This window comes from Streptomyces sp. NPDC087845 (genome assembly GCF_044742755.1).
Taxonomy (GTDB): domain Bacteria; phylum Actinomycetota; class Actinomycetes; order Streptomycetales; family Streptomycetaceae; genus Streptomyces.
In genome coordinates this window covers 216,703-237,957 of the sequence record NZ_JBIUVC010000008.1, presented here as the reverse complement: position 1 = coordinate 237,957, position 21,255 = coordinate 216,703, and the positions used below count along the sequence as shown (strand labels likewise).

Below are 21,255 nucleotides of genomic sequence, written 5' to 3'. Positions count from 1 at the left end.
CATGGGCACGAGCACCACCCTCGACCGGCGGCCGGCGGGAACCGACCACCGGCAGTTCCTGCCGCTGGTCCAGGGCGCCACGCTGATCGAGTGGACCGGCACGGGACTGTTCCTCGCCGTCTCGACCATCTACTTCGTCAAGGTCGCCCATCTCAGCACCTCGTCCGTCGGCACCGGCCTGACGATCGGCGGAGCCGTCGCCATCGCCGCCGCGGTGCCCATCGCCCGGCTGGCCGGACGCTTCGGCCCGAAGCCCGTGCTGATCGGGGTGATGCTGCTGCGCGCGCTGGCCACCGTCGGCTACCTCTGGGTGGACGGCTGGTGGAGCTTCCTCCTCGTGGTCGCCGTCATCGCCGTCACCGAGCAGTCCTCGCCCCCGCTCGTGCAGTCGTACGTCGGGGCGCGAGCCCCCGTGAGCCTGCGCGCGAAGGTGATGGCCGTGCAGCGCACCGTCGTGAACCTCGGCATCAGCCTGGGCGGGCTGATCGCCGGATTCGCCCTGGGCTCAGGGGCGCCCGGAGCCTTCCGGCCCCTGCTGATCGGCGGCGCACTCGCCTATGTGGCGGTGGCCGTGGTGTACGCCACCGCGCGGGGAGAGGAGGCCACGACCGCTGTCGAGAGCGCCGGTGTCACGGATCTGCTCAAGGACCGCCGGCTGCTGGGCTTCACCGCGTACAACGCACTGGTGTCGCTCTGGATGCCGGTGCTCAATGTGGCCTTCCCGCTGTGGCTCGTCACCGAGACGGACGTGCCGGAGCGCTACGTAGGCATCCTGTACGCCGTCAACACCGTGCTGTGCATCGCCTTCCAGTACCCGCTCAACCGTTGCTACAGCACAACGCGCCGGGCGTGGTATTCGTACGCGACCGCGTCCCTGCTGCTCAGCCTGGGAGCCCTCGCCTTCGCCGCCGCACCCGGCTTCGGAGCGCGGGAAGCACTGCTGGTGCTCGGCGCCGCCGTCGTTCTTCTGACGTTCGCCGAACTGCTCCAGGTCGGCGCCTCGTGGACCCTCTCCTTCGACCTGGCACCGGAGCGGGCCCGCAGCGCCTACCTGGTGCTGTTCAACACCAGCCGCACCGTCGCCAACCGGGTCGCGGGCCCGGTGCTGATGACCGGCGTCGTCCTCGCCCTCGGCACGGCCGGCTGGGCCGCACTCGCCTGCGTCCTGCTGCTCGGCGCGCTCGTCCCCTTCGCGATGCTGCGCGGAGCGCGCGGCACCGGCGACTGACCCCCCCGCACCTGTCCGGCACCATCACCGACCCTCTTGCCAAGGAGCCCCGCCCGCCATGGACTTCGAGCAATACCCCGACAGCCACTTCCGTTACCTGACCCGCGCGGACGTCATCGAGGCGGCCCGCGACGTGGACATCGTGGCGGCGGTGGCCGAGGCGCTCACGCTGCACTCCGCCGGACAGTCGGTCCTCCCCGAGGAGGCCTACCTCGGCTGGACCACCCCGCAGGGCGACTCGGCCCGGCTGCTGGCCATGCCCGGCGCGCTGGTCCAGGACGGCAGGCCACCGGTCATCGGCATGAAGACCATCAACGCCTCGATCGGCAACCCGGCACGCGGCATACCGCGCTCCCAGGGCTTCACCCTGCTCCTCGACCCGGAGACCGCCCGCCCCCTCGCTCTGATGGAGGCCGCGTACATCAGCGCGATGCGCACCGCGGCGGTGACGGCGCTCGCCGTTCGCCACCTGGCGGTCGAGGAGCCACGTCAGCTCGCGCTCCTGGGCTGCGGCGCGCTCGCGCAGGCGCACGTGGCACTGCTGCTGCGCACCGTTCCCACCCTCGACCGCATAGCGCTGTACGACGTTGCGCCCGACCGCGCGAAGTCCGTCGCCCGGTACATCGCCTCGCTACCCGGGGCCGCGGACATCGAGACGGTGCTCGCCGACGGCCCGCGGGAGGCGGTGCGGGACGCCGAACTCGTGGTTCCCGTGACGACGGTGACCCAGGGCTACATCGAGCCGGAGTGGCTGTGTCCGGGCGCGCTCGTCTGCCATGTCTCGCTGGACGACCTCACCGAGGCGACGGTCCTCGCGGCCGGCACGGTGATCGTCGACGACTGGAGCCTGGTCCGTGACGACCCGCGCCGGCTGCTGGGCCGGATGCACCGGGCGGGCACCCTGCTCGGCCCCGACGGCGAACCGCGGGAAGGGGTCACCGCGCAGCCCGGTGCCCGCCGCGTCGACGGCACCCTCGGCGATGTGCTCGCCGGCCGCCACCCGGGCCGCCGCGACCGGGACGAGATCGTGATCAGCAACCCGTTCGGCATGTCGATCCTCGACGTCGCCGTCGCCGACCGCATCCACGCCCGCGCCGAAGCCGCCGGTCTGGGCGCCCGGCTCACACTCTGAAGAGGGATCCGCATGACGATCGACCAGAACGTCCAGGAGATCAACCGCACCATGTGGTCGTACGGGGAGTACCGGCACGTCGCCGACCTGCTGCGGCCCGGCGCCGACGAGCTGGTCGAGCGGCTCGCCCCCGAACCGGCCACCCGCCACCTCGACGTCGCCACCGGCAACGGCAACGTCGCACTGCTGTCCGCCCTGCGCGGCTCCGTCGTCACCGGGCTGGACCTCACCGACGAGTTCTTCCCCGACGCGCGCGAGCGGTTCGCGAAAGCCGGTGTCGAGGTGGAGCTGCACCGCGGCGACGCGCAGGAACTCCCCTTCGGCAACGCCTCGTTCGACCTGGTCACCTCCACCTACGGGATCCAGTTCGCACCCGACCACGCCGCCTCCTCGGGCGAGATGGCCAGGGTGCTTCGGCCCGGCGGCCGGATCGGCATGTGCAACTGGACGGCACGCAGCTGGACCGCCCACTTCCAGGAGATCCTCTCCGCCTACTTCCCCTCGCCCAACGGACACCAGGGACAGCCCATGCTCTGGGGCTCCCCGGACTACCTCGGCGAACTCTTCGGCCCCGGATTCACGATCACGTCCGAACGCCGGGAACTCTTCTACCCGTTCGCCACCGCCGAGGACCTAGTCACCTTCTTCGAGAACTGCTTCGGCCCCTGCATCGCGGCGAGGAACACCATCTCGCCGCCCTCGCGCTGGAAGGAACTGCGGGCGGAGATGGTCGAGATGACCGAGGGCTTCCACACCACCGACGAACGGGGCACGGGCGTGCCCGTCGAGTATCTGCTCGTCACGGCGGAGAAGAAGGGGGACCGGTGACCGGCCTGCCCGAGCACTATCCGGTCCTCCCGCTGGCCGACGGGGCACGGGAGCGGGCCCTCGCCGCGGCGCTGACCCGCAGCGAACCGTACGAGCTGGGCGAAGGAGTCCACGCGTACGTCGAGCGGCACGCGGCCACGCATCCGGAACGCACGGCGATCGACGACGGCGGAACATCCATCGGATACGGCGAGTTGGCGGACCGTATGCGCCGCACCGCCGCCGGGCTGGCGGCCGGCGGGGTCTCGCGCGGACAGATCGTCGCGGTCGGCGGCCGCCGCGGCGGCGACGTCGTCACGGCCTTCCTCGCGCTGGAGCTGCTGGGCGCCGTCTACCTCCCGGTGGACGCGGGCTGGCCCGCCGCCCGCGTCGAGTCCCTGCTCACCGACAGCGGCGCCGTGCTCATGCTGACCACCGGCGGGCCGGAGCACAGCGGCGAACTGGTCAAGGGGGCACGGGCCGCCGACGTCCCCACCGCGACACCCCGATCGGCGGACCCTCCGTACACCCGGACGGCACCGCCCGCCCCCGACGAGGTGCGGTACGTCCTCTACACCTCCGGCTCGACCGGCCGCCCCAAGGCCGCGATCGTCGAGCACCAGGGGATGCTCAACCATCTGTGGGCCAAGGTCGACGACCTCGGGCTGACCGCGGACGACCGGCTCGCCCAGACCGCACCCCTGGGCTTCGACATCTCCGTCTGGCAGATGCTCGCCCCGCTGCTCGTCGGCGGCCGCGTGCAGGTCTTCGACGACGAACAGGCGCAGGACGGCGCGCTGCTGCTGGAGGGGCTGCGCGGACACGGCACCACGGTGCTGGAGACCGTACCCACCCTGATCCGCTTCCTGCTCGACGCCCACGAGAGCGCCGGGACCGGACCCGGCGCGCTGCGCTGGATGATCGCCACCGGCGAGGAGCTTCCGCCCGCCCTGGCCGGCCGGTGGCACGACGCCATGCCGGGCATCGGACTGCTCAACGCCTATGGCCCCACCGAGTGTTCGGACGATGTCACCCACGCCGTACTGGGCCCTCCGGCCGCCGGGGTGCGCCATCTGCCGATCGGCTCGCCCGTCGGAAACGCCGAACTGTACGTGCTGCGTGCCGAGGAGGGGGAGTGGCAGGCCTGCGAGCACGGGGAGACCGGGGAGCTGTTCGTCGGGGGGCTCGTCGTGGGCCGCGGCTACCTCGGAGACCCGGACCGCACCGCACGCGCCTTCTACACCGACCCCTTCGGCGGCGGCGGGCGCCTCTACCGCACCGGGGACGCCGTACGCGTACTGCCGGACGGCCAGCTGGAGTATCTGGGCCGGGTCGACCGGCAGGTGAAGCTCGGCGGCGTACGGATGGAGCTCGCCGAGATCGAAGCGGTGCTCGGCGGCCATCCCGCGATCTCCGCCTGCGCCGTCACCGTCCACACCCCCGACGACACCGGCGCCCTGGTGGCCCGGGAGAGCGCCCACACCCCGGTGGCCGCGCAACCGCCCCGGCTCGTCGCGTACGTCACGGCCTCCGGCGGCGAGGTGGCGGAGGAATCACTCCGCGCCCATCTGGCCGAACGGCTCCCCGCGCCGATGGTGCCGCACACCTTCGTCGTCCTGCCCCGCCTCCCGCTCACCCGGAACGGCAAGACGGACTACAAGGCGCTCCCCGCACCACCGCGCCGCAGCCGTCCCGACCGCCGCCCGTACACGCCACCGCGCGGCGAGGCGGAGACCGCGATCGCGGCCCTGGTCGCCGACCTCCTCGGCACCGGACGCGTCGGCCGGAACGACTCGTTCCTGGAGCTGGGCGGCGACTCGCTGCTGGCCATGCGACTGGTCGCGGCCCTGCGCGCGACGGGATCGGCCGCGGGCCTGCGCGACGTCCTGCGCGACGGCAGCCCCGCCGCACTCGCCGCACTCGGCAGCCACCGGCAGCAGAGGGCCGACAGCCGTCCGGAGCACGCCTGGGACGCTCCGCGGACCCGGCCCCTCACTCCGCAGCAGGCCGGTGTCTACTTCCACTGGCGGCTCGACCCGCTCAGCCCCTACTACAGCTACCAGGGCTCCCTGGAGCTGGACGGGCCGCTGGACGTGGCGCGGCTGGCACGGGCCTGGCAGCTGCTCCTCGGCGAGAATCCGCTCCTCCTCGCCCGGTTCGCCGAGACCGACGAGCCGGGCGGGCAGGAAGTGGTGCACCACTACCCGCACTGGGAGGTGCCGCTGCCCGCACGGGCGCGGGACATCACCGCGGAGGAGTTCCGCGCGGTGGCCGCCGAGGAAGCCGCCAGGCCCTTCGACCTCCTGGCCGGACCGGCCCTGCGGACCGAGCTGTTCCGGCTGCCCGGCGGACAGCACCGGCTGCTGGTCACCATGCATGAACTGCTCCTGGACGGCTGGGGCGCCACCGTACTGTTCCAGCGGTTCGCCGAACTGTACGAGGAGCAGCCGGCCGGCCCCGACCCGGAGCGCGCCACCCGGTACGACCGCTACCTGGACCACGTGGAGGCGCGGCTGGCCACCGAGGAGGTGGCCGAGGCGGGGGAGTACTGGCTTCGCCGGCTCGCGGGCGAACTCCCGGCACTGCAGATCGCACAGAAACCGCGGCCCGCCACACCCACCTACCGGGGCGAGATCACCGAGGCGGTCATCGACGAGCACCTGTCCCAGCGGCTGCGCGAAACCGCCCTGTCCGCCTCCGCCACCGCGTTCGTGCCACTGCTGGCCGCGTACGCGCTGGCCCTGAGCTACTACAGCGACGCCGACGAGGTGATCGTGGGCGCGCCGATGGCGGGCCGGGAGCGGCCGGAGACGGCCGAGGTCCCGGCGTTCACGCTGGCCATGCTGCCGCTGCGGCTGCACTTCGATCCGGCCGCGACCCTCGCGGAGTTCACCGCACAGGTGCGGGAGACCGTGTACGACGCGTACGCCGCGGCCGAGCACCCCTTCGGCTGGACGCTGCGAAGACTGCCGGCCGCCTCGCGCAGCTCGTCGGCGACCCCGGTCTTCCAGACCATGCTCAACATGCTGCCGTACCCGGCACGCGCCGCCACCGCCTCGGACGTCGGGTTCCGCTTCGTCGAACTGGACACCGGCTACACCAAGTACGACTGCGCGCTGTACGTCCAGCCGCACGGCCCCGGCCACCTGCTGCTGCAATACGCCTACCAGCGGGAACTGCTCGATGCCCCGGCCGCACGCAACGTACTGGAATCCACGCTGATCGCACTGCGGGCCCTCACCGACCCGGAGCGTGCCGAGCACACCACCATCCGTTCCCTCGATCTGCTGCCCGGAGACGATCAACGATGACGACGCCGACCCTGCTGGAACGCTTCGCCGAGCAGGTGGCGGCCCACCCCCGGGCCGTAGCCCTGCGCCACACCGGCACCAGTCTCACCTACCGTGAACTCGACGAATGGAGTGGCCGGCTGGCCGCCCGGCTCGCCGCCAAGGGCACCGGACCGGGCACACTGGTGGCACTCGCCGCCCAGCGCGGCCCCGCGGCCGTCGCCGGAGTCCTCGCCGTACTGAAGACGGGCGCCGCCTACCTCGGGCTCGATCCCGCGATACCCGTGCGACGGCAGCGCCGGATGGTGGAGGAGACGGGACCGCACTGCGTGCTGGCCGAGCCCGGACTCGATCAGTTCCCCACCCTGGACGCCCCTCGTGTCACGCTCGCCCCCCTCGACGAGGGCCCACTGCACCAGGCCCCCGAGCAGGAGCCGGACGAGGACGCGCTGTTCCACATCGTCTACACCTCGGGCACGACCGGGAACCCCAAGGGCGTACGCGTCAGCCGGCGGTCGGTCCGCGGACGGCTGGAATGGATGTGGCAGGACCACCCGTTCCCCGAGAACGCGGTGCTGGCCGTCCAGAAGTCGCTCGCCCTGGTCGCCTCGCCCTGGGAGCTGCTGGGCGGACTCCTCAAGGGCATCCCGTCCGTCGTCCTCGGCACCGACGAGCTCCTCGACCCGGTGCTGTTCGCCGCGGCCGTCGAACAGGAGCGGATCACCCACCTGTTCCTGACCCCGCAACTGATCGCGGGGCTGCTGGAGGAGAGTGCGAAACGAACGGGCGGACACCAGCCCGTCCTGGTCACCAGCGGCGCCGACACCCTGCCGGTGGACACGGTCCTGCGCTTCCGCCAGGTCTGGCCCGACGCCACGCTGCTCAACCTGTACGGCATGACGGAGACCGCCTCCAACGTCGCCGCCTACGACACCGCCCGGCTGCCCGCGGACGCCGAACGGGTGCCCGTCGGCAGTCCCGTCGCCGGTGCCTCGCTCTCGGTCCGCGACCGGCTCGGCCGGCGGCTGCCCCCCGGTGCGACGGGCGAGGTGTGGGTCTCCGGACCACCGCTCGCCCTCGGCTACCTCGGCGGTGACGGCGAGGACCGCTTCACGACGGACGACACCGGAGTCCTGCACTACCGCACAGGCGACCGGGGCCGCCAACTGCCGGACGCGGTACTGGAGATCACCGGCCGCGCCGACAACCAGATCAAGGTCCGCGGCTACCGCGTCGAACTGGAGGAGATCGAGGCCACGCTCCGCAAGGCGCCGGACATCACCGACGCCGGGGCGTACGCGCAGAGCGAGGACGGTGAGACACGCATCGTCGCCTGCGTCACCGCCGACGAGGAGACCGGCCCCGCCGCGCTGCGCGCGTATCTGCGCGACCGGCTGCCCGACTACATGCTGCCCGGCCGGATCCAGCAGGTCCCACGGCTCCCGCTGAGCACCAACGGCAAGCTCGACCGCGCCGCCCTGCGCACGCTCGTGGAGAGCATCGGACAGGAGCACACGGCCGGATTCGCCCCGTCCGACGCCACCGAGGCGGCCGTCGCGGCCCTCTGGCAGGAACTGCTCGGCGCCCCACCGGCGTCGGCGGACCAGAACTTCTTCGACGCGGGAGGCCACTCCCTGCTCGCCGTACGGCTCGCCAACCGGCTCGCGGGCACGGCGGGCCGGCGCGTACCACTGCGCCGCATCCTCGGCGCACCCACCGTCAGCGCGATCGCCGCACTGTGCCGCGAGACCCAGCAGGAGGAGCAGGCATGAACGTCCCATGGCTGAGCGTGCCGGAGGAGAAGCCGCAGGACGGTCCGGCCGGGACCCTCGCCGTCTGCTTCGCACCCACCGGGGCGCACGGTTCGACCTTCGCGAACTGGCGGGGCCTGCTGCCCGAGGACACCGCACTCGCGCTGATCACACCGCCCGGCCGGGGCACCCGCATCGACGAGGAGCCCGTCACCGACATGGCCGCCTACGCGGACGCGGTGGCGGCCGGGATACGCGGGCTGCGGGGCGGGCGGCGACTGGTGCTGATCGGCGTCAGCCTCGGTGCGCTGCTCGCGTACGAGACGTGCTGCCGGCTGCTCGACGCCGGGGTGCCGGTCGCGCGGCTGTGCGCGGTGGCCGGGCAGTGTCCCGGTGACTTCCACGGCAACGGCGGCGAGGTGACCGTCGAGGACGCCCGCGCCTTCGTCACCGGGACCGGACTGACCGACCCGGAGCTGCTGGCGGACCCCGAGTTCGAGGAGGTGCTGCTGCCCCCCGTCATCGCCGATCTGCGACTGGCCGCGGGCTACGACGGCAGCCGTACTCCCGTACCGCACGTCGAGCTGCGCGCGGTGTGGGCCACCGAGGACCCGCACGTGCCCGAGGTGACCGTGCGCCGCTGGGCCGACTGGACCCGCGCCGAGTGCACGACGCTGTCCGTCGAGGGCGGTCACTACGCCCACCAGGAGAATCCGGCCGCGGTCGTCGCCGCCTGCCTGGACGGTCTCCCCGGGGCCCGGCCGTCGCGCCGCTCCGTGCTCGGCGCCGGGGCGACGGCCGTCGCGGGCACGGTGCTGGGCCTCGGCGCGGTGGCGTCGGCGGCACCCAGGGCATCGGCCGCCCCCGCACCCGCCGCGGAGGGCGTCACCTTCGACGGGGATCCCACCGACCCCGTCGGCCTCGCCGTGGCCATGATCCGCCAGAACACCAGCAACCCCGGCGACGGAGCGCTCACCCAGCCGCTCGCCCACATGCTCCAGGGCATCTTCCGCGCGGCCGGGGTCGCCACCGAGATCGTGCCCACCCCCAAGGAGGGCAACGTCCACTTCCTCGCCCGCGTCCCCGGCCGCGGATCCGCCCGGAAGAAACCACTGGTCCTGCTGGGCCACTCCGATGTCGTCCCCGCCATCGGCGACACATGGACGACGGACCCCTTCGCCGGCGACATCAAGGACGGCAAGCTGTACGGCCGCGGCTCGCTCGACATGAAGGGCGTCAACGCCGCCTTCGTCGCCGCCCTGCTGCGCCATGTCCGCGAGGGCGCGGTCTTCGACCGCGACATCGTGTTCTGGTCCGACTGCGACGAGGAGCAGGGGCCCTACGGTGTGCGCTGGTTCCTCACCGAACACCCCGGCAGGGTCGAGGCGGGCACGGTCGTCACCGAGGGCGGCTGGGTGCTCAACCAGCGCGACGGCAGGACACCCATGATCGCCTCGCTCACCTGCAACGACAAGCGCTCCCTGCTGCTGCGGCTGGAGACCTCCTCGTACGCCACCCACACGTCCAAGCCGTTCACCGGACAGGCCGTGATCAGGCTGGGCGAGGTGCTGGAGCAACTGGGGGACTGGCGCGCCCACATCCGCCCCAACGCGCTGTCCCGGCGGTACTTCGCCGAACTCGCCGAGGCCACCACCGACCGGCCGCTCGCCGAGGCCGTCCGGGCGATGCTCGACGCCCGTACGGAACAGCGGCGCGACAGGGCAGGCGAAGCGGTGGTACGGCTCAGCGAGACCCCGGAGCTGCACAACGCGATGCTGCGGACCACGCTCGCCTTCACCTCCGCGCAGTCCGGCTACTACCCGAGCATCGTGCCGGGCACGGCGACCGCGGAGTTCCGGGCCGCCTTCCTGCCGGGCGCCGACGACCCGGGCCGCATCGTCGCCGAGCTGCGCTCACTGGTCGGCAACCGGGCGACGCTGTCCGTGGTCGGCAATCCCGGCGAGAGCGAGCAGCAGGCCCTTGACCGGCTGCGCGGCTATCTGGCCACACCCGACTCCAGCTACGACACGGACGTCTTCCGCGCCTGGCAGGCGGCCGTACGCCGGACACACCCCGGAGTACGAGCCACCGCCTGCCAGTTCGAGGCGGTCACCAGCGCGGTGCCGTTCCGGGAGCAGAACATACCCGTCTACGGCATGTACCCGTTCACCGTGAACCGGGACATGCTCAAGCGCATGCACGGCACCGACGAACACATCGGGGTGGATGCCCTCCGGCAGGGCACCGAGACCGTCTACCAGCTGCTGGCCGGACTGCGCACCGGGGTCTGACCCGGCCGCGCCGTACCGGCCGGGCAGGCCCGTACGGCGCGGTCGCCGGACCGCGGTGTCATTCCACCCGCACCCGGTCGAGGGTGCGCTCGACCGCCCTCTTCCAGTCGGCGTATACCTCGGCGCGCCGGTCCTCGCTCCACTGCGGCCCACCGCTTCGACACCTGCCAGTGCTCCCGCAACTCGCCCTGGTCGCGCCAGAAGCCGGTGGCGAGCCCCGCCGCGTACGCGGCGCCCAGCGCGGTGGATGCCGCCGTCGGGACCGCCGGTGAGATTCCACAACACTCAGCAGTCCGTGTTCCCGAACACCGCGTAGCCCCGTTCCGCGGCCTCGCGGACCCCGTCGACGTGATCGAGGATCCACTTGATCTTCCCGCCGGAGAAGCAGGTGGCCGGGCGGCAGCCCCGCCTTGCGCCTGATGACCTCGCCGTGTCCTCGCTCTCCAGGGCGTTGACGATCGAGTCGGTCCGGGTGTCCTGCCACACGATGGCGTTGCAGTACGGGCGGCCGGTGCGGGGATCCCAGACGACGGTGGTCTCACACTGGTTGGTGATCCCGATGGCGTCGAGATCGGTGGCGCTCAGACCTCCGGTGCGCAGAGCGTTCTGCATGACCGAGTTGGTGCGCTCCCAGATCTCCACCGGGTCGTGCTCCACCCAGCCGGGCCGGGGCAGGATCTGCTCGTGCTCCAACTGGTGCCTGGCCACTTCGTTTCCGTCGTGATCGAAGATCATGAAGCGGCTGCTGGTGGTGCCCCGGTCCACCGCGCCGATGAAGTCCGCCATGGCATGCCGCCTCTCCCGGGGCCGCGCTCGATGAAGGAACCGGGCGTCACTGCTCCTGCGGTGTGGGGATGGTGCCTTCCGGCTCCGGTTCCGCGGTGGGCAGGAAGCGGCCGATGAAGGTCTTGTAGAGGAACGCGCCGACCAGGCCGCCCGCGAGCGGGCCCACGATCGGCACCCAGTAGTAGAAGTTCCCGTACTGGTCCCGCCATGCCCCTCCGTATCCGGTGAGGAAACTCGCGAGCCGGGGCCCGAAGTCACGAGCGGGATTGATGGCGTACCCGGCGTTGGTCCCGAACGCCATACCGATGGCCACCACGATGAGACCCACGACGAACGGGCTGAGATTGGCGCCCGGTGGCGTATTGAGAAGATCTGTGACCGCGAAGATCAGCAGCACGAGAATGGCGGTGCCGATGACCTGGTCCCGCAACGCTCCCCATTCGCTGACAGGGAGCGCGGGGTTTCCGTTGGCGGGCAGCGTGGAGAAGACGAATTGCGTCTTGATGGTGTGTCCGGGATCAGCCTTGGCCAGGGCCTCGGTGTAATTCCAACGCACCACCAATGCCCCGACGAAAGCCCCTGCGAGCTGTGCCAGCGCGTAGGGAGCCACTTTCTTCCAGGGGAAATCCTTGAAGGCGGCGAGCGAAAGGGTCACGGCAGGATTGAGGTGGGCTCCGCTCAGCCTGCCCGCCACATAGATACCCAGGGTGACTCCGAGGCCCCATGCCCAGGCGATGCTGTCGTGATTCCCGAGACCCCCCGGCGGATCGGTGAGTGCTCCGCCGGCCACGACCTGGGCCACCACGCCGCAGCCGAAGAGGATGAGAATCATCGTGCCGAGGAATTCCGCCGAGAGTTCCCCGACGAATCCCGACGCCTTGAGCCGCTCCATGGGGATCTCGCTTCCTGTCGAGTCACGAGCATTGGCGGCACAGATCCACATATGAGCGTAGACGGAGGGAAATGGTTCCGCACTCGGTGGCACGGGCACCCCCCTGAGGACGCCCGGCGCGCCCGGTGAACGGGCATGACAGGCGCCTGGCGGACGCCCGGGGGATGCGGCGGATCGTCCGGCGCCGGCCGGGTGGACGGGTGTGCCCGGCCGGAGGGTTCCGTCGGCCGGGCGCCCCGGGCGGCTCCTTGCCCGGCTTCAGCGGGTGGCGGCCACCGCCTCACCGGCCGTCACTGCCGCACCGCTCGCCACCGCCCTGCCGGAGGCCGCGGTCCCGCCGGCTCCGGCCGCTTCTTCCGCGGGAGTGTCATGCAGGCCGAGGCGCAGGTGCTCGACGTGGAAGAGGGCCTGGTCGAGGAGTTCGGCGACGTGGTTGTCGTACAGCGCGTAGATCACCGAGCGGCCCCGGCGTTCTCCGGTGACCAGGCCGAGGTTGCGCAGCAGCCGCAGTTGGTGGGAGCAGGCGGACTGCTCCATGCCGACCGCATCGGCGAGCTCCGTCGCCGGGCACGGACCCTCCTGGAGCCGGGCGAGGATGCGGAGCCGGGACGGGGTGGCGAGAGCCTGCAGGGTGGCCGCCACATCGGCGGCCCCCACGGCGTCGAGGCGCTCGCGCGCGGTGGCAGCAGTGTTCGCGTCAGCTCCGTGGCCCATGACCTCATCCTACGGAGGTGAACACATGAATGAATGTTCATGTGATCCTGTATGGTGTGAGGGTCGAAGCACTCCGCCTTCTCGTGTGAAGGATCACCGCCCATGTCTTTCACCCTCACCCGCCCGGCCTCGCCCGCCGAACCGGTGCAGGACGCGGACGCAGCCGGACGGCGCACCCGGATCCTGGCTCTTCCGGAAGCCCGCTGGGCCGCGGCCGCCCTGGGGCTGTTCCTGTCGGCACTGCCCCCGCACCTGCTCGGCGCGCCGTGGTGGGCGTGGGGCCCGCTGTACGCGCTGACGTACGTCGCGGGTGGCTGGGAGCCCGGGTGGGAGGGGCTGAAGGCCCTCAAGGACAAGACGCTGGACGTGGATCTGCTGATGGTGGTCGCCGCCCTTGGAGCGGCGGCGATCGGGCAGGTGCTGGACGGCGCCCTGCTGATCGTCATCTTCGCCACCTCGGGCGCCCTGGAGGCGTTCGCCACCGCACGGACCGCCGATTCGGTGCGCGGCCTGCTCGACTTCGCGCCCACCACGGCGACCCGCCTCGGCGAGGGCGGAGCCGAAGAGTTGGTGCCCACCGGACAGTTGAGCGTCGGGGACGTGATCCTGGTGCGCCCCGGCGAGCGCGTCGGCGCCGACGGCCGGATCCTCGACGGGACCGGCGAGGTCGACCAGGCGACCATCACCGGCGAGCCGCTGCCCGTGACCAAGGAGCGGGGCGACGAGGTCTTCGCCGGGACGCTCAACGGCACCGGTGCACTGCGCGTCGTGGTGGAGCGTGACCCGTCCGATTCGGTGATCGCCCGGATCGTGGCCATGGTCGAGGAAGCCTCCGGGACCAAGGCACCCACCCAGTTGTTCATCGAGAAGGTCGAACAGCGGTACTCGATCGGCATGGTGGCGGCCACCCTCGCCTTGTTCACCGTGCCCCTCGCCCTCGGCGCGGACCTGCAGCCGACGCTGCTGCGGGCGATGACCTTCATGATCGTGGCATCGCCGTGCGCCGTGGTCCTGGCCACCATGCCGCCGCTGCTCTCCGCGATCGCCAATGCCGGACGGCACGGCGTGCTGATCAAGTCCGCCGTCGTGATGGAGCGCCTCGGACAGATCGACGCCGTGGCCCTCGACAAGACCGGCACCCTGACCGAAGGCACCCCACGCGTCACCGACATCCGCCCGCTGACGGCCTCCGGCCTGACACCGGACACCCTGCTCACCTTCGCGGCGGCTGCCGAGCACCCCAGCGAGCACCCCCTCGCGCGGGCCGTCACCGATGCCGCCCGGACACGCGGTCTCACCCTGCCCGCCGCGAAGGACTTCACCTCCGCCCCCGGCACCGGCATCACCGCGACGGTGGACGGCCGCACCGTCGCCGTCGGCAGCCCCGCCCGTCTGCTGAACGGCCGCCGGGACGAAGCGGCCGCCGAACTCGCCGCAGAGCTTGAGGAAGACGGCCGTACCGCCGTGCTGGTCGTCCTCGACGGCACGCCCGCCGGCGCTCTGGGCATCGCCGACCGGCTGCGCGCCGACGCCCAGGACACCGTCACCCGCCTCACCCTCCTCACCGGCAGCTCTCCGGTCCTGGTCACCGGCGACAACCCCCGCGCCGCCGCACGCCTGGGCGCCGACGTCGGGATCGGCGACGTCCGGGCCGGTCTGATGCCGCAGGACAAGGTGCGTGCCGTCAAGGAGATGGAGAGCGCCGGGCAGAAGGTCCTCGTGGTCGGGGACGGCGTCAACGACGCCCCGGCACTGGCCGCCGCCCACACTGGCATCGCCATGGGCAGGGCCGGCTCCGACCTCGCTCTGGAGACCGCCGACGCCGTCGTCGTCCGCGACGAACTCGCCGCCGTCCCCACCGCCGTGGCGCTCTCGCGCCGGTGCCGCCGCCTCGTGGTGCAGAACCTGGTGGTCGCGGCCGTCTTCATCACCGGGCTCGTCGTCTGGGACCTCGTCGGCACGCTGCCGCTGCCGCTAGGTGTCGCCGGACACGAGGGGTCCACCGTCGTCGTCGGCCTCAACGGCCTGCGCCTGCTGCGCGACGCCGCATGGACCCGCGCCCGCAACGGCCGGTGAGCCACCCCGGTCCCGGAGGTGTGCAGGCGGCCCTTCGGCCGGCGCCGACCACGTGTGCGGCCCCGGGCCCTGCGTGTGGCGTGGGCCTCGGTGCCGGCACCGGCAGCGAGCTTCGCGGAGCCGGAGGCGGCCGATGCCGACGCCGGACCGGCGGCCTGAAGCCCCTGCCCGAAGGGGCGTCCGCCCCGATGGCCGGCCGTTCGGCCTCATCGCTCTCTCCCACCCGGGCCCCCGCCCGAGCGGGTTCCACCGCGGTCCGTACCCGCGCGGAGTTCCGGGGCCTGGTGGCCGAGCACGGTGCCGGGGCAGTGCGGCGTGCGAAGGGGCGGGGTGCGACAGGACGGGGAAACCCTGTGGGGGTATCGTCGGGCCCGTACCGCAGGACTCGTACGAGCGGGAATCCGAGGCAGCCGTGGATCGCAGGCGCACGCGCACACCGGGAACGTCCCGGCTGCTCGTGCTGTGTGCCGTCCTGTGCGGACTGTTCCTCATGCACGGGGCCCCGGCGAGCGCTGCCGAGGGCTGCCACGGCGCCATGGCCGCGACCTCGCATCCGCCCATGACCGCGGCGACCGCTGCCGGACACACGGCGCTGCCGGAAGAGCACGGCATGGCCAGGGCGGACGCCGCCGCGCCCGGCGGGAACGGCGAGTCGTGCGTATCCACCCATGCCCGCGACCGGCTGCTGCCGCTGCTCATGGCACTGGGCCTCGTGATCCTGGCCGTGCGGGTCCTCGGCAGGCCACGCAGGGCGGTGCGGGGGCCGGCCCGGCGGGGGCCGCCGTCCGCCGGCAGAGAGCTACTGCTCCAGGTGTGCGTAGCGCGGACGTGACAGGCGTCCACCGGTTCCCGGCCCTCCGGCCGGGCCGGCCGGAGGTTCCTGCCCGTTTCGCGCGCCGCCGATGCGGCGCAATCACCTGGAAAGAACATGTGATGTCCGCTTCCCTGTCTTCTTCCTCCCTGCCTTCCGCCGCCCGCCGCCGAGGCCTCGCGGCCGGCGCTGCCGTCGCCGCACTGGCGCTCACACTCGTGGCCTGCGGCTCCTCCGACGGCTCCGACTCCGACGGTTCGTCCAGGCCCGGAACGGACCACGGCTCCGGCAGCGCTTCCGCGTCGGCCACCCCCGGCGGTGCGTTCAACGCCGCGGACGTGAAGTTCGCGCAGCAGATGATCCCGCACCACCAGCAGGCCGTCGAAATGGCGAAGCTGGCCGAGGGCCGCGCCGCCGACCCCGAGGTCGAGGAACTGGCCGCCGCGATCGAGAAGGCGCAGGATCCCGAGATCAACACCATGAAGGGCTGGCTGACGTCCTGGGGGAAGCCGCTGCCCGAGTCCTCGATGGGTGACATGCCCGGCATGGACCACGGCTCGGACGGCGGTTCGGGGATGCCCGGGATGATGTCGGACAAGGACATGAGTGACCTCGAAGCAGCCAAGGGCAAGGACTTCGACAAGAAGTTCGCCCAGCTCATGATCGCCCACCACGAAGGCGCGGTCACCATGGCCGAGGCCGAGCGGAAGAACGGCGGCAACGCCGACGCGAAGAAGCTCGCCGGCGCCGTCGTCACCGCCCAGACCGCCGAGATCGAGCAGATGAACAAGATCATCGCCAGGCTCTGATCCCTGGCAGGGCGCGGGCCTTCCTTTCGCCGGGGGCCCGCGTCCTGCCGTGTTCCCGCCGGTGCGGGCCCCCCGGCGGCGGCTCAGTCCGCTTCCGGTGTCGAGAGCAGCTCGCGCACCTCCTCCGCCGTGGTGTCCTGGAGTTCCTCGCCGACGAGCAGCCAGCGGGTGATGCCGACCGATTCCAGGAACGGCAGGTCGTGGCCCGCGATCAGCAGCGCACCCTCGTAGGACTGGAGCGCACTGGTCAGCTGTCGCACGCCGGCGATGTCCAGGTTGTTGGTCGGCTCGTCCAGCATCAGCAACTGCGGGGCCGGTGCGGCGAGCATCGTCGCCGCGAGCGCGGCACGGAAGCGTTCTCCGCCCGAGAGGGTGCCCGCCGGCTGCTCCGCGCGTTTCCCCTGGAACAGGAAGCGTGCGAGCTGGGAGCGGATGTGGTTGTCGGTGACCCCGGGAGCCATGCGGGCCACGTTCGCCGCGACGCTCAGCTCGTCGTCCAGCACATCCAGCCGCTGGGGAAGGAAGCGCAGCGGTACGAATGTCCTGGCCTCGCCGGACAGCGGAGCCAGCTCGCCGGTGAGGGTGCGCAGCAGCGTGGTCTTGCCGGCGCCGTTGCGGCCGACGAGTGCGATCCGTTCGGGCCCGTGCACATGGAGGCTGCCCTGGAGCAGCCGGCCGAACCGGGGGCGAAGTTCGTGCAGGCTCAGCACGGTGCGGCCGGTGGGAACGGCGGTGTGGGGGAGGCTCACGCGGATCTCGGCGTCGTTGCGGACCGCGTCCGCGGCCTCCTCGCGACGCTCGCGCGCCTCGCTCAACCGCTCCTCGTGGAGGCCGCGCAGCTTGCCCCCGGACTCCTGCGCGGACCGCTTGCGGCGGCCGGCGAGGATCTTCGGCAGGCCCCCGTCCACCTCCGCCTTCTTGCCTTGGCGCTGGCGGCGGGCCAGTTTCACATGGGTTTCCTCCAGTTCGCGTTTCTGCCGGCGCACGTCGGCCTCGGCGGCCCGCAACATCCGCCCGGCGGCCTCCTGTCCGGTGCTGAGGGCTTCCTGGTAGGCGGACCAGCCACCGCCGTACCAGCTCACGGATCCGGCACGCAGTTCGGCGATGCGGTCCACGCGCTCCAGCAGTTCGATGTCGTGGCTGACCACGACCAGCACCCCGGAACGCCAGTTGTCGACGGCGTCGTAGAGCCTGCGGCGCGCGAACACATCGAGGTTGTTGGTCGGTTCGTCGAGCAGGAGGACATCAGGCTGTTCCAGCAGCAGTGCGGCCAGGCGCAGCAGTACGGTCTCCCCGCCGGACATCTGGCCCACGGTGCGGTCCAGTTCGAGGTCCCCGAGCCCCAGTGAGCCCAGTGTCGCGAGGGCTTGTTCCTCCACGTCCCAGTCGTCACCGATCGTCTCGAAGTGCTTCTCGTCCACATCCCCGGCCTCGATGGCGCGCAGTGCGTCGCGCCGCTCGGCGATGCCCAGGGCCTGGTCCACCCGCAGCGAGGTGTCGAGGGTGATGTTCTGAGGGAGGTGGGCGAGGCTGCCGCCGACGGTCACCGAGCCCTGGGAGGGGCGAAGCAGGCCGGCCAGCAGGCGCAGCAGTGTGGACTTGCCCGCGCCGTTGTTGCCCACGAGACCGGTGCGGCCGCGGCCGATACCGAGGGAGAGCCCGTCGAAGACGGTCGTGCCGTCCGGCCACTGGAAGGACAGGGCGGAGCAGGTGAGGGAGGCGCTGGGGGCGGTGGGTGTCGCCATGGTGATCCTCGCAGTCGTGAGCGCGGTGAATGGGGGCTTCGAATGCGAGCACCACGCAGCGACCGAAAGGGGAAGGGTGCGGCGGTCCGAGAGATCGAGGGACGGCTCATGCACCGAGGTCGCATCCACGCGGGGTCACGGGCAGGGGAAAACACTGCTACTGCGTGACGGGCGTACGACCGGAGTCGTACGGCGCGATGATCGCGAACCTCAGATGCGCAACGTCCACCTCTATCGGAGACAACAGGACGGTCGAAACGATAGCGAGCCGGAGGGCGGAAGGCAAAGCCTTGTGCCGTGCGGGGGAGTGACACGGGTGGACCGCCGGCCGGCCCTTCGGGGTGCGATCGGCCAGGGGGCGGTGCACCGGAGCGAGAACATGCGAATCACTGGGCAAATGTTCCTGTATGGGCGATTTCGATAGATACGCCCTCTTGGTCAACAAAGGGGGGCTTGGTGCGAATTGCAGCCTTTGATCTATGCCCGAAATGCACCTTTTAGGAACTGCGTGGTGTGAGTCACGTTCAAGGTTCAGGGGGGCTTGGCACGTGCCTCGGTTCCCTTCTGTGCAAGGAAATTTTGCAATGCGGTGTGAGGTGGATTACTGCCCTTTCCGTGATTCGATCTTGCAAATGAATTGTGATCAAAAAATAGGGGCTTGTTCCATTCGGCGTTTCTCGCCTACGGTCACCGTCAATCCGGACGGAACGCCGAATCCTGCCGCCGTCCGAGAAACCGACCCGATCGCGTACGGCAGGAGCGGGGGACCCAGGTAGGCCGCCGAACCGGTATCCGGAACGGCTCGGGGTGAAGCCGCAGTTGCCTGCAGCCAGACATCTCCCGTCTGAACCCGACAGCTCACCTCGTAGGCGACGGAGAGGAATTCGCCATGCCCGCAACGGGTAAGTCCAATCGTCACAAGCACACTTCGCTGACCCGCGGTTTCATCGCCGCGACCACGGGCGGGGCCGCTCTCGTGCTTCCGCTGATCTGCGCGGGCTTCGCCTCGGCCGCGCCGGCCCAGGCGGTCGCCGCCGAAAAGGCCGCGGCGCCGTCCGCCGCCGTCAAGGAAATATCCGTCCGGAAGACCGCGCCCACCGTCTATTCCGTGACCGTGGGCGACACCCTTTCCAAGATCGCGCGGGGGCATTCCGTCAGCGGTGGCTGGCAGAAGCTGTACGAGGACAATCGAGACGTGATCGGCGGCAACCCCGCTCTGATTCGTCCGGGCATGAAGCTGACCATCGGCGCCGAGGCGGAGTCTCGCGTTTCCACCGGCGTATCCGCCGTGAACGGCGCCGCGGTGCCGGCGACGGCCACCACTGCCGCACCGGCCGCCAAGCCCGCCACGTACACGAACAATCTGGACGGCTGGATCAAGAAGTCGCTGGCCGTCATGGCCGAGCGTGGCATCCCCGGCAGCTACGACGGCATCCACCGCAACGTCATGCGTGAATCCTCCGGCAACCCCCGGGCCGTCAACAACTGGGACTCGAACGCCGCCGCCGGAACCCCGTCCAAGGGTCTCCTCCAGATCATCGACCCGACGTTCCGCGCCTACCACGTGCCCGGTACGTCGCTGGACAGCTACGACCCGGTCGCCAACATCACCGCGGCCTGCAACTACGCGGCCGCCAAGTACGGCTCGATCGACAACGTGTTCGGGGCCTACTGACGCGCAACGGCGCGGACGGCGGTTCAGGACCGACGGGTGGCGAGAGGCCGGAACAAGGGCCGCTCGCGAAGGACCGCACCCGCCGGTCAGGGACCGCCTTCCGGCCGTTGTCCCGCATGCGTGGAAAGCCGGAACTCCCGACCCGCGCCCATCCGTCGCCGGCCTGCCGTCCCGAGACGGGCCGTTGGGCATGGAGCCCCGCCCCGCACGCATGCGCAGGCAGTGTGCCGAGGTGGCGCTACGCGGCCCGGCGGGGGCCGGGAACGGTCACATGTCCGGCGAGCCACGAGAGGAGGGGCTCCAGTTCCTCTGCCGCCGCGAGCACGGCACCGGCCAACGCAGGCGTGTGCTGCGCGCAGTCCCCGCCGAGGGGGCGGGCGGCGGAGATCGAGCGGTACCGGAGGCAGTCGGCACGGGGATGCCCGGCGTCATGGCCGCGTGGCACGCGCTTCATCAGGTCGCCGGTGACCGCGTACCCCCGCGCTTCCAGCGCCTCGACGGCGCGCACCAGCCCGGGGCCGCTCTCCTGCGCGGCAACCGCCTTGCGGAACAACGGGATCTGCCCCGGGTCCGGGTAGGTCCAGCCGCCCTTGATCCGGAGCCCGTCGAGGTCGAAGCGCAGGCCGATCTCGACATTGCGCGCGATCCGGATCACCGCCACTTGGTGCTGCCACCACCACGGGTCCTTGCGGAACCCCCAGACGGAGAAGTCCTCGTACGCCCCGTCCGCGTCGGCCACCTCGTTCAACAACGCGATCATGGGTTCACGGACCAGGTGCTCCCGGTCCTTTCGACGTCTCTCGCGCGCCTCCTGCGAAGGAGCCCCCTCCAACTGCAGAAGCAGGTCGAATGCTTGCTCTGTCCAGCCGCTGAACGCTCTGCTCATCCAGGAGACCTTAGGGCAGCAGCCCGGCCATGAGCAGTCCACTCATCGGCTACTCCGGCGGCGGCCTGGGAACCGTGGCAGCCGCTCCTTCCCGGACGGACTTCACCACCGCGTCGTGAAGGCGCCGGCTGTCGTCCTCCGAGCGGCACGACACGGGGCTGCCCGACATGGTGAACCAGTCGATCGCACCCGTGTACTGCACAGTCACCTGGGCCGTGTCATCGGCCCAGGTCGTGTGAACCGTCAGATCCCCGGACAGGACGCCGGCCTCGTCCGTCAGCACGCCGCCGTGCCCGGAGAACACACCACGAGTCGTCCATGACGCCCAAGCCATGCCTTCAGGCTGGCATCAAGTCCATGGA

15 protein-coding genes, 1 pseudogene and 1 riboswitch are annotated in these 21,255 nt (G+C 71.4%); of the genes and pseudogenes, 10 read left to right on the top strand and 6 right to left on the bottom strand.

All coding sequences use genetic code 11. From position 1 onward, the window contains the following. The first annotated feature begins 1 nt into the window (after position 1). From ACIOMQ_RS21965 to ACIOMQ_RS21940, 6 genes are read left to right on the top strand one after another with little or no spacing between them, the layout of a single operon-like run. Positions 2 to 1,228 (top strand): MFS transporter, encoded by a 1,227-nt coding sequence (locus tag ACIOMQ_RS21965; RefSeq protein ID WP_402189938.1) that lies wholly within the window; start codon positions 2 to 4, stop codon positions 1,226 to 1,228. Positions 1,229 to 1,286: 58 nt separating this feature from the next. After that, positions 1,287 to 2,360: an ornithine cyclodeaminase family protein gene (locus ACIOMQ_RS21960; RefSeq protein ID WP_401265176.1), complete on the top strand. Its 1,074-nt coding sequence runs from the start codon at positions 1,287 to 1,289 to the stop codon at positions 2,358 to 2,360. Between the two features lie 12 nt (positions 2,361 to 2,372). Next, positions 2,373 to 3,188 (top strand): class I SAM-dependent methyltransferase, encoded by an 816-nt coding sequence (locus tag ACIOMQ_RS21955; protein WP_362202486.1) that lies wholly within the window; start codon positions 2,373 to 2,375, stop codon positions 3,186 to 3,188. Then, positions 3,185 to 6,478, top strand: coding sequence for an amino acid adenylation domain-containing protein (locus ACIOMQ_RS21950; RefSeq protein ID WP_402189936.1), 3,294 nt, complete (start codon positions 3,185 to 3,187; stop codon positions 6,476 to 6,478). Before ACIOMQ_RS21955 ends, ACIOMQ_RS21950 begins: the two co-directional genes overlap by 4 nt. Further along, a complete protein-coding gene (locus ACIOMQ_RS21945) occupies positions 6,475 to 8,229 on the top strand; it encodes a non-ribosomal peptide synthetase (protein WP_362202480.1) in 1,755 nt (584 codons plus the stop codon). Before ACIOMQ_RS21950 ends, ACIOMQ_RS21945 begins: the two co-directional genes overlap by 4 nt. Continuing rightward, positions 8,226 to 10,499, top strand: coding sequence for a M20/M25/M40 family metallo-hydrolase (locus tag ACIOMQ_RS21940; RefSeq protein WP_362202477.1), 2,274 nt, complete (start codon positions 8,226 to 8,228; stop codon positions 10,497 to 10,499). Before ACIOMQ_RS21945 ends, ACIOMQ_RS21940 begins: the two co-directional genes overlap by 4 nt. Before the next feature lie 285 nt (positions 10,500 to 10,784). On the opposite strand, the gene ACIOMQ_RS21935 is transcribed toward ACIOMQ_RS21940, so the two are convergent. The 3 genes and pseudogenes from ACIOMQ_RS21935 to ACIOMQ_RS21925 all read right to left on the bottom strand — a co-directional run. Beyond that, on the bottom strand, positions 10,785 to 11,285 hold the full coding sequence (locus tag ACIOMQ_RS21935) for an FGGY family carbohydrate kinase (RefSeq protein WP_402189932.1): 501 nt from the start codon (positions 11,283 to 11,285) through the stop codon (positions 10,785 to 10,787). Between the two features lie 46 nt (positions 11,286 to 11,331). Further along, positions 11,332 to 12,177 carry an MIP/aquaporin family protein gene (locus ACIOMQ_RS21930; protein ID WP_362202474.1) on the bottom strand — a complete coding sequence of 282 codons (846 nt, stop codon included), beginning with the start codon at positions 12,175 to 12,177 and terminating at the stop codon, positions 11,332 to 11,334. A 339-nt stretch (positions 12,178 to 12,516) separates the two neighbouring features. Beyond that, a pseudogene (locus ACIOMQ_RS21925) lies at positions 12,517 to 12,891 on the bottom strand (ArsR/SmtB family transcription factor); the annotation flags it as partial. Between the two features lie 102 nt (positions 12,892 to 12,993). Here ACIOMQ_RS21925 and ACIOMQ_RS21920 point away from each other — a divergent pair. From ACIOMQ_RS21920 to ACIOMQ_RS21910, 3 genes are all read left to right on the top strand, one after another. Continuing rightward, positions 12,994 to 14,967 carry a heavy metal translocating P-type ATPase gene (locus ACIOMQ_RS21920; RefSeq protein WP_402189929.1) on the top strand — a complete coding sequence of 658 codons (1,974 nt, stop codon included), beginning with the start codon at positions 12,994 to 12,996 and terminating at the stop codon, positions 14,965 to 14,967. 412 nt (positions 14,968 to 15,379) lie between these two features. Next, positions 15,380 to 15,799 carry a hypothetical protein gene (locus ACIOMQ_RS21915; protein WP_362202465.1) on the top strand — a complete coding sequence of 140 codons (420 nt, stop codon included), beginning with the start codon at positions 15,380 to 15,382 and terminating at the stop codon, positions 15,797 to 15,799. 101 nt (positions 15,800 to 15,900) lie between these two features. Continuing rightward, complete coding sequence (locus ACIOMQ_RS21910; RefSeq protein WP_402189927.1) at positions 15,901 to 16,587, top strand: DUF305 domain-containing protein; 687 nt, start codon at positions 15,901 to 15,903, stop codon at positions 16,585 to 16,587. A gap of 83 nt (positions 16,588 to 16,670) precedes the next feature. On the opposite strand, the gene ACIOMQ_RS21905 is transcribed toward ACIOMQ_RS21910, so the two are convergent. Next, the gene (locus ACIOMQ_RS21905; protein ID WP_402189925.1) at positions 16,671 to 18,332 is read right to left on the bottom strand and encodes an ATP-binding cassette domain-containing protein; all 1,662 of its coding nucleotides are present in this window, start codon (positions 18,330 to 18,332) and stop codon (positions 16,671 to 16,673) included. Between the two features lie 698 nt (positions 18,333 to 19,030). Beyond that, positions 19,031 to 19,217: riboswitch (cyclic di-AMP (ydaO/yuaA leader) on the top strand. 4 nt (positions 19,218 to 19,221) lie between these two features. Between ACIOMQ_RS21905 and ACIOMQ_RS21900 the strand changes: the two genes are divergently transcribed. After that, positions 19,222 to 20,007 (top strand): LysM peptidoglycan-binding domain-containing protein, encoded by a 786-nt coding sequence (locus ACIOMQ_RS21900; protein ID WP_362202456.1) that lies wholly within the window; start codon positions 19,222 to 19,224, stop codon positions 20,005 to 20,007. A gap of 238 nt (positions 20,008 to 20,245) precedes the next feature. On the opposite strand, the gene ACIOMQ_RS21895 is transcribed toward ACIOMQ_RS21900, so the two are convergent. Together ACIOMQ_RS21895 and ACIOMQ_RS21890 are read right to left on the bottom strand one after the other, a co-directional pair. Further along, the gene (locus tag ACIOMQ_RS21895; protein ID WP_402189923.1) at positions 20,246 to 20,893 is read right to left on the bottom strand and encodes a DUF2461 family protein; all 648 of its coding nucleotides are present in this window, start codon (positions 20,891 to 20,893) and stop codon (positions 20,246 to 20,248) included. Between the two features lie 49 nt (positions 20,894 to 20,942). After that, a complete protein-coding gene (locus tag ACIOMQ_RS21890; RefSeq protein ID WP_402189920.1) occupies positions 20,943 to 21,227 on the bottom strand; it encodes a hypothetical protein in 285 nt (94 codons plus the stop codon). Positions 21,228 to 21,255 lie beyond the last annotated feature (28 nt).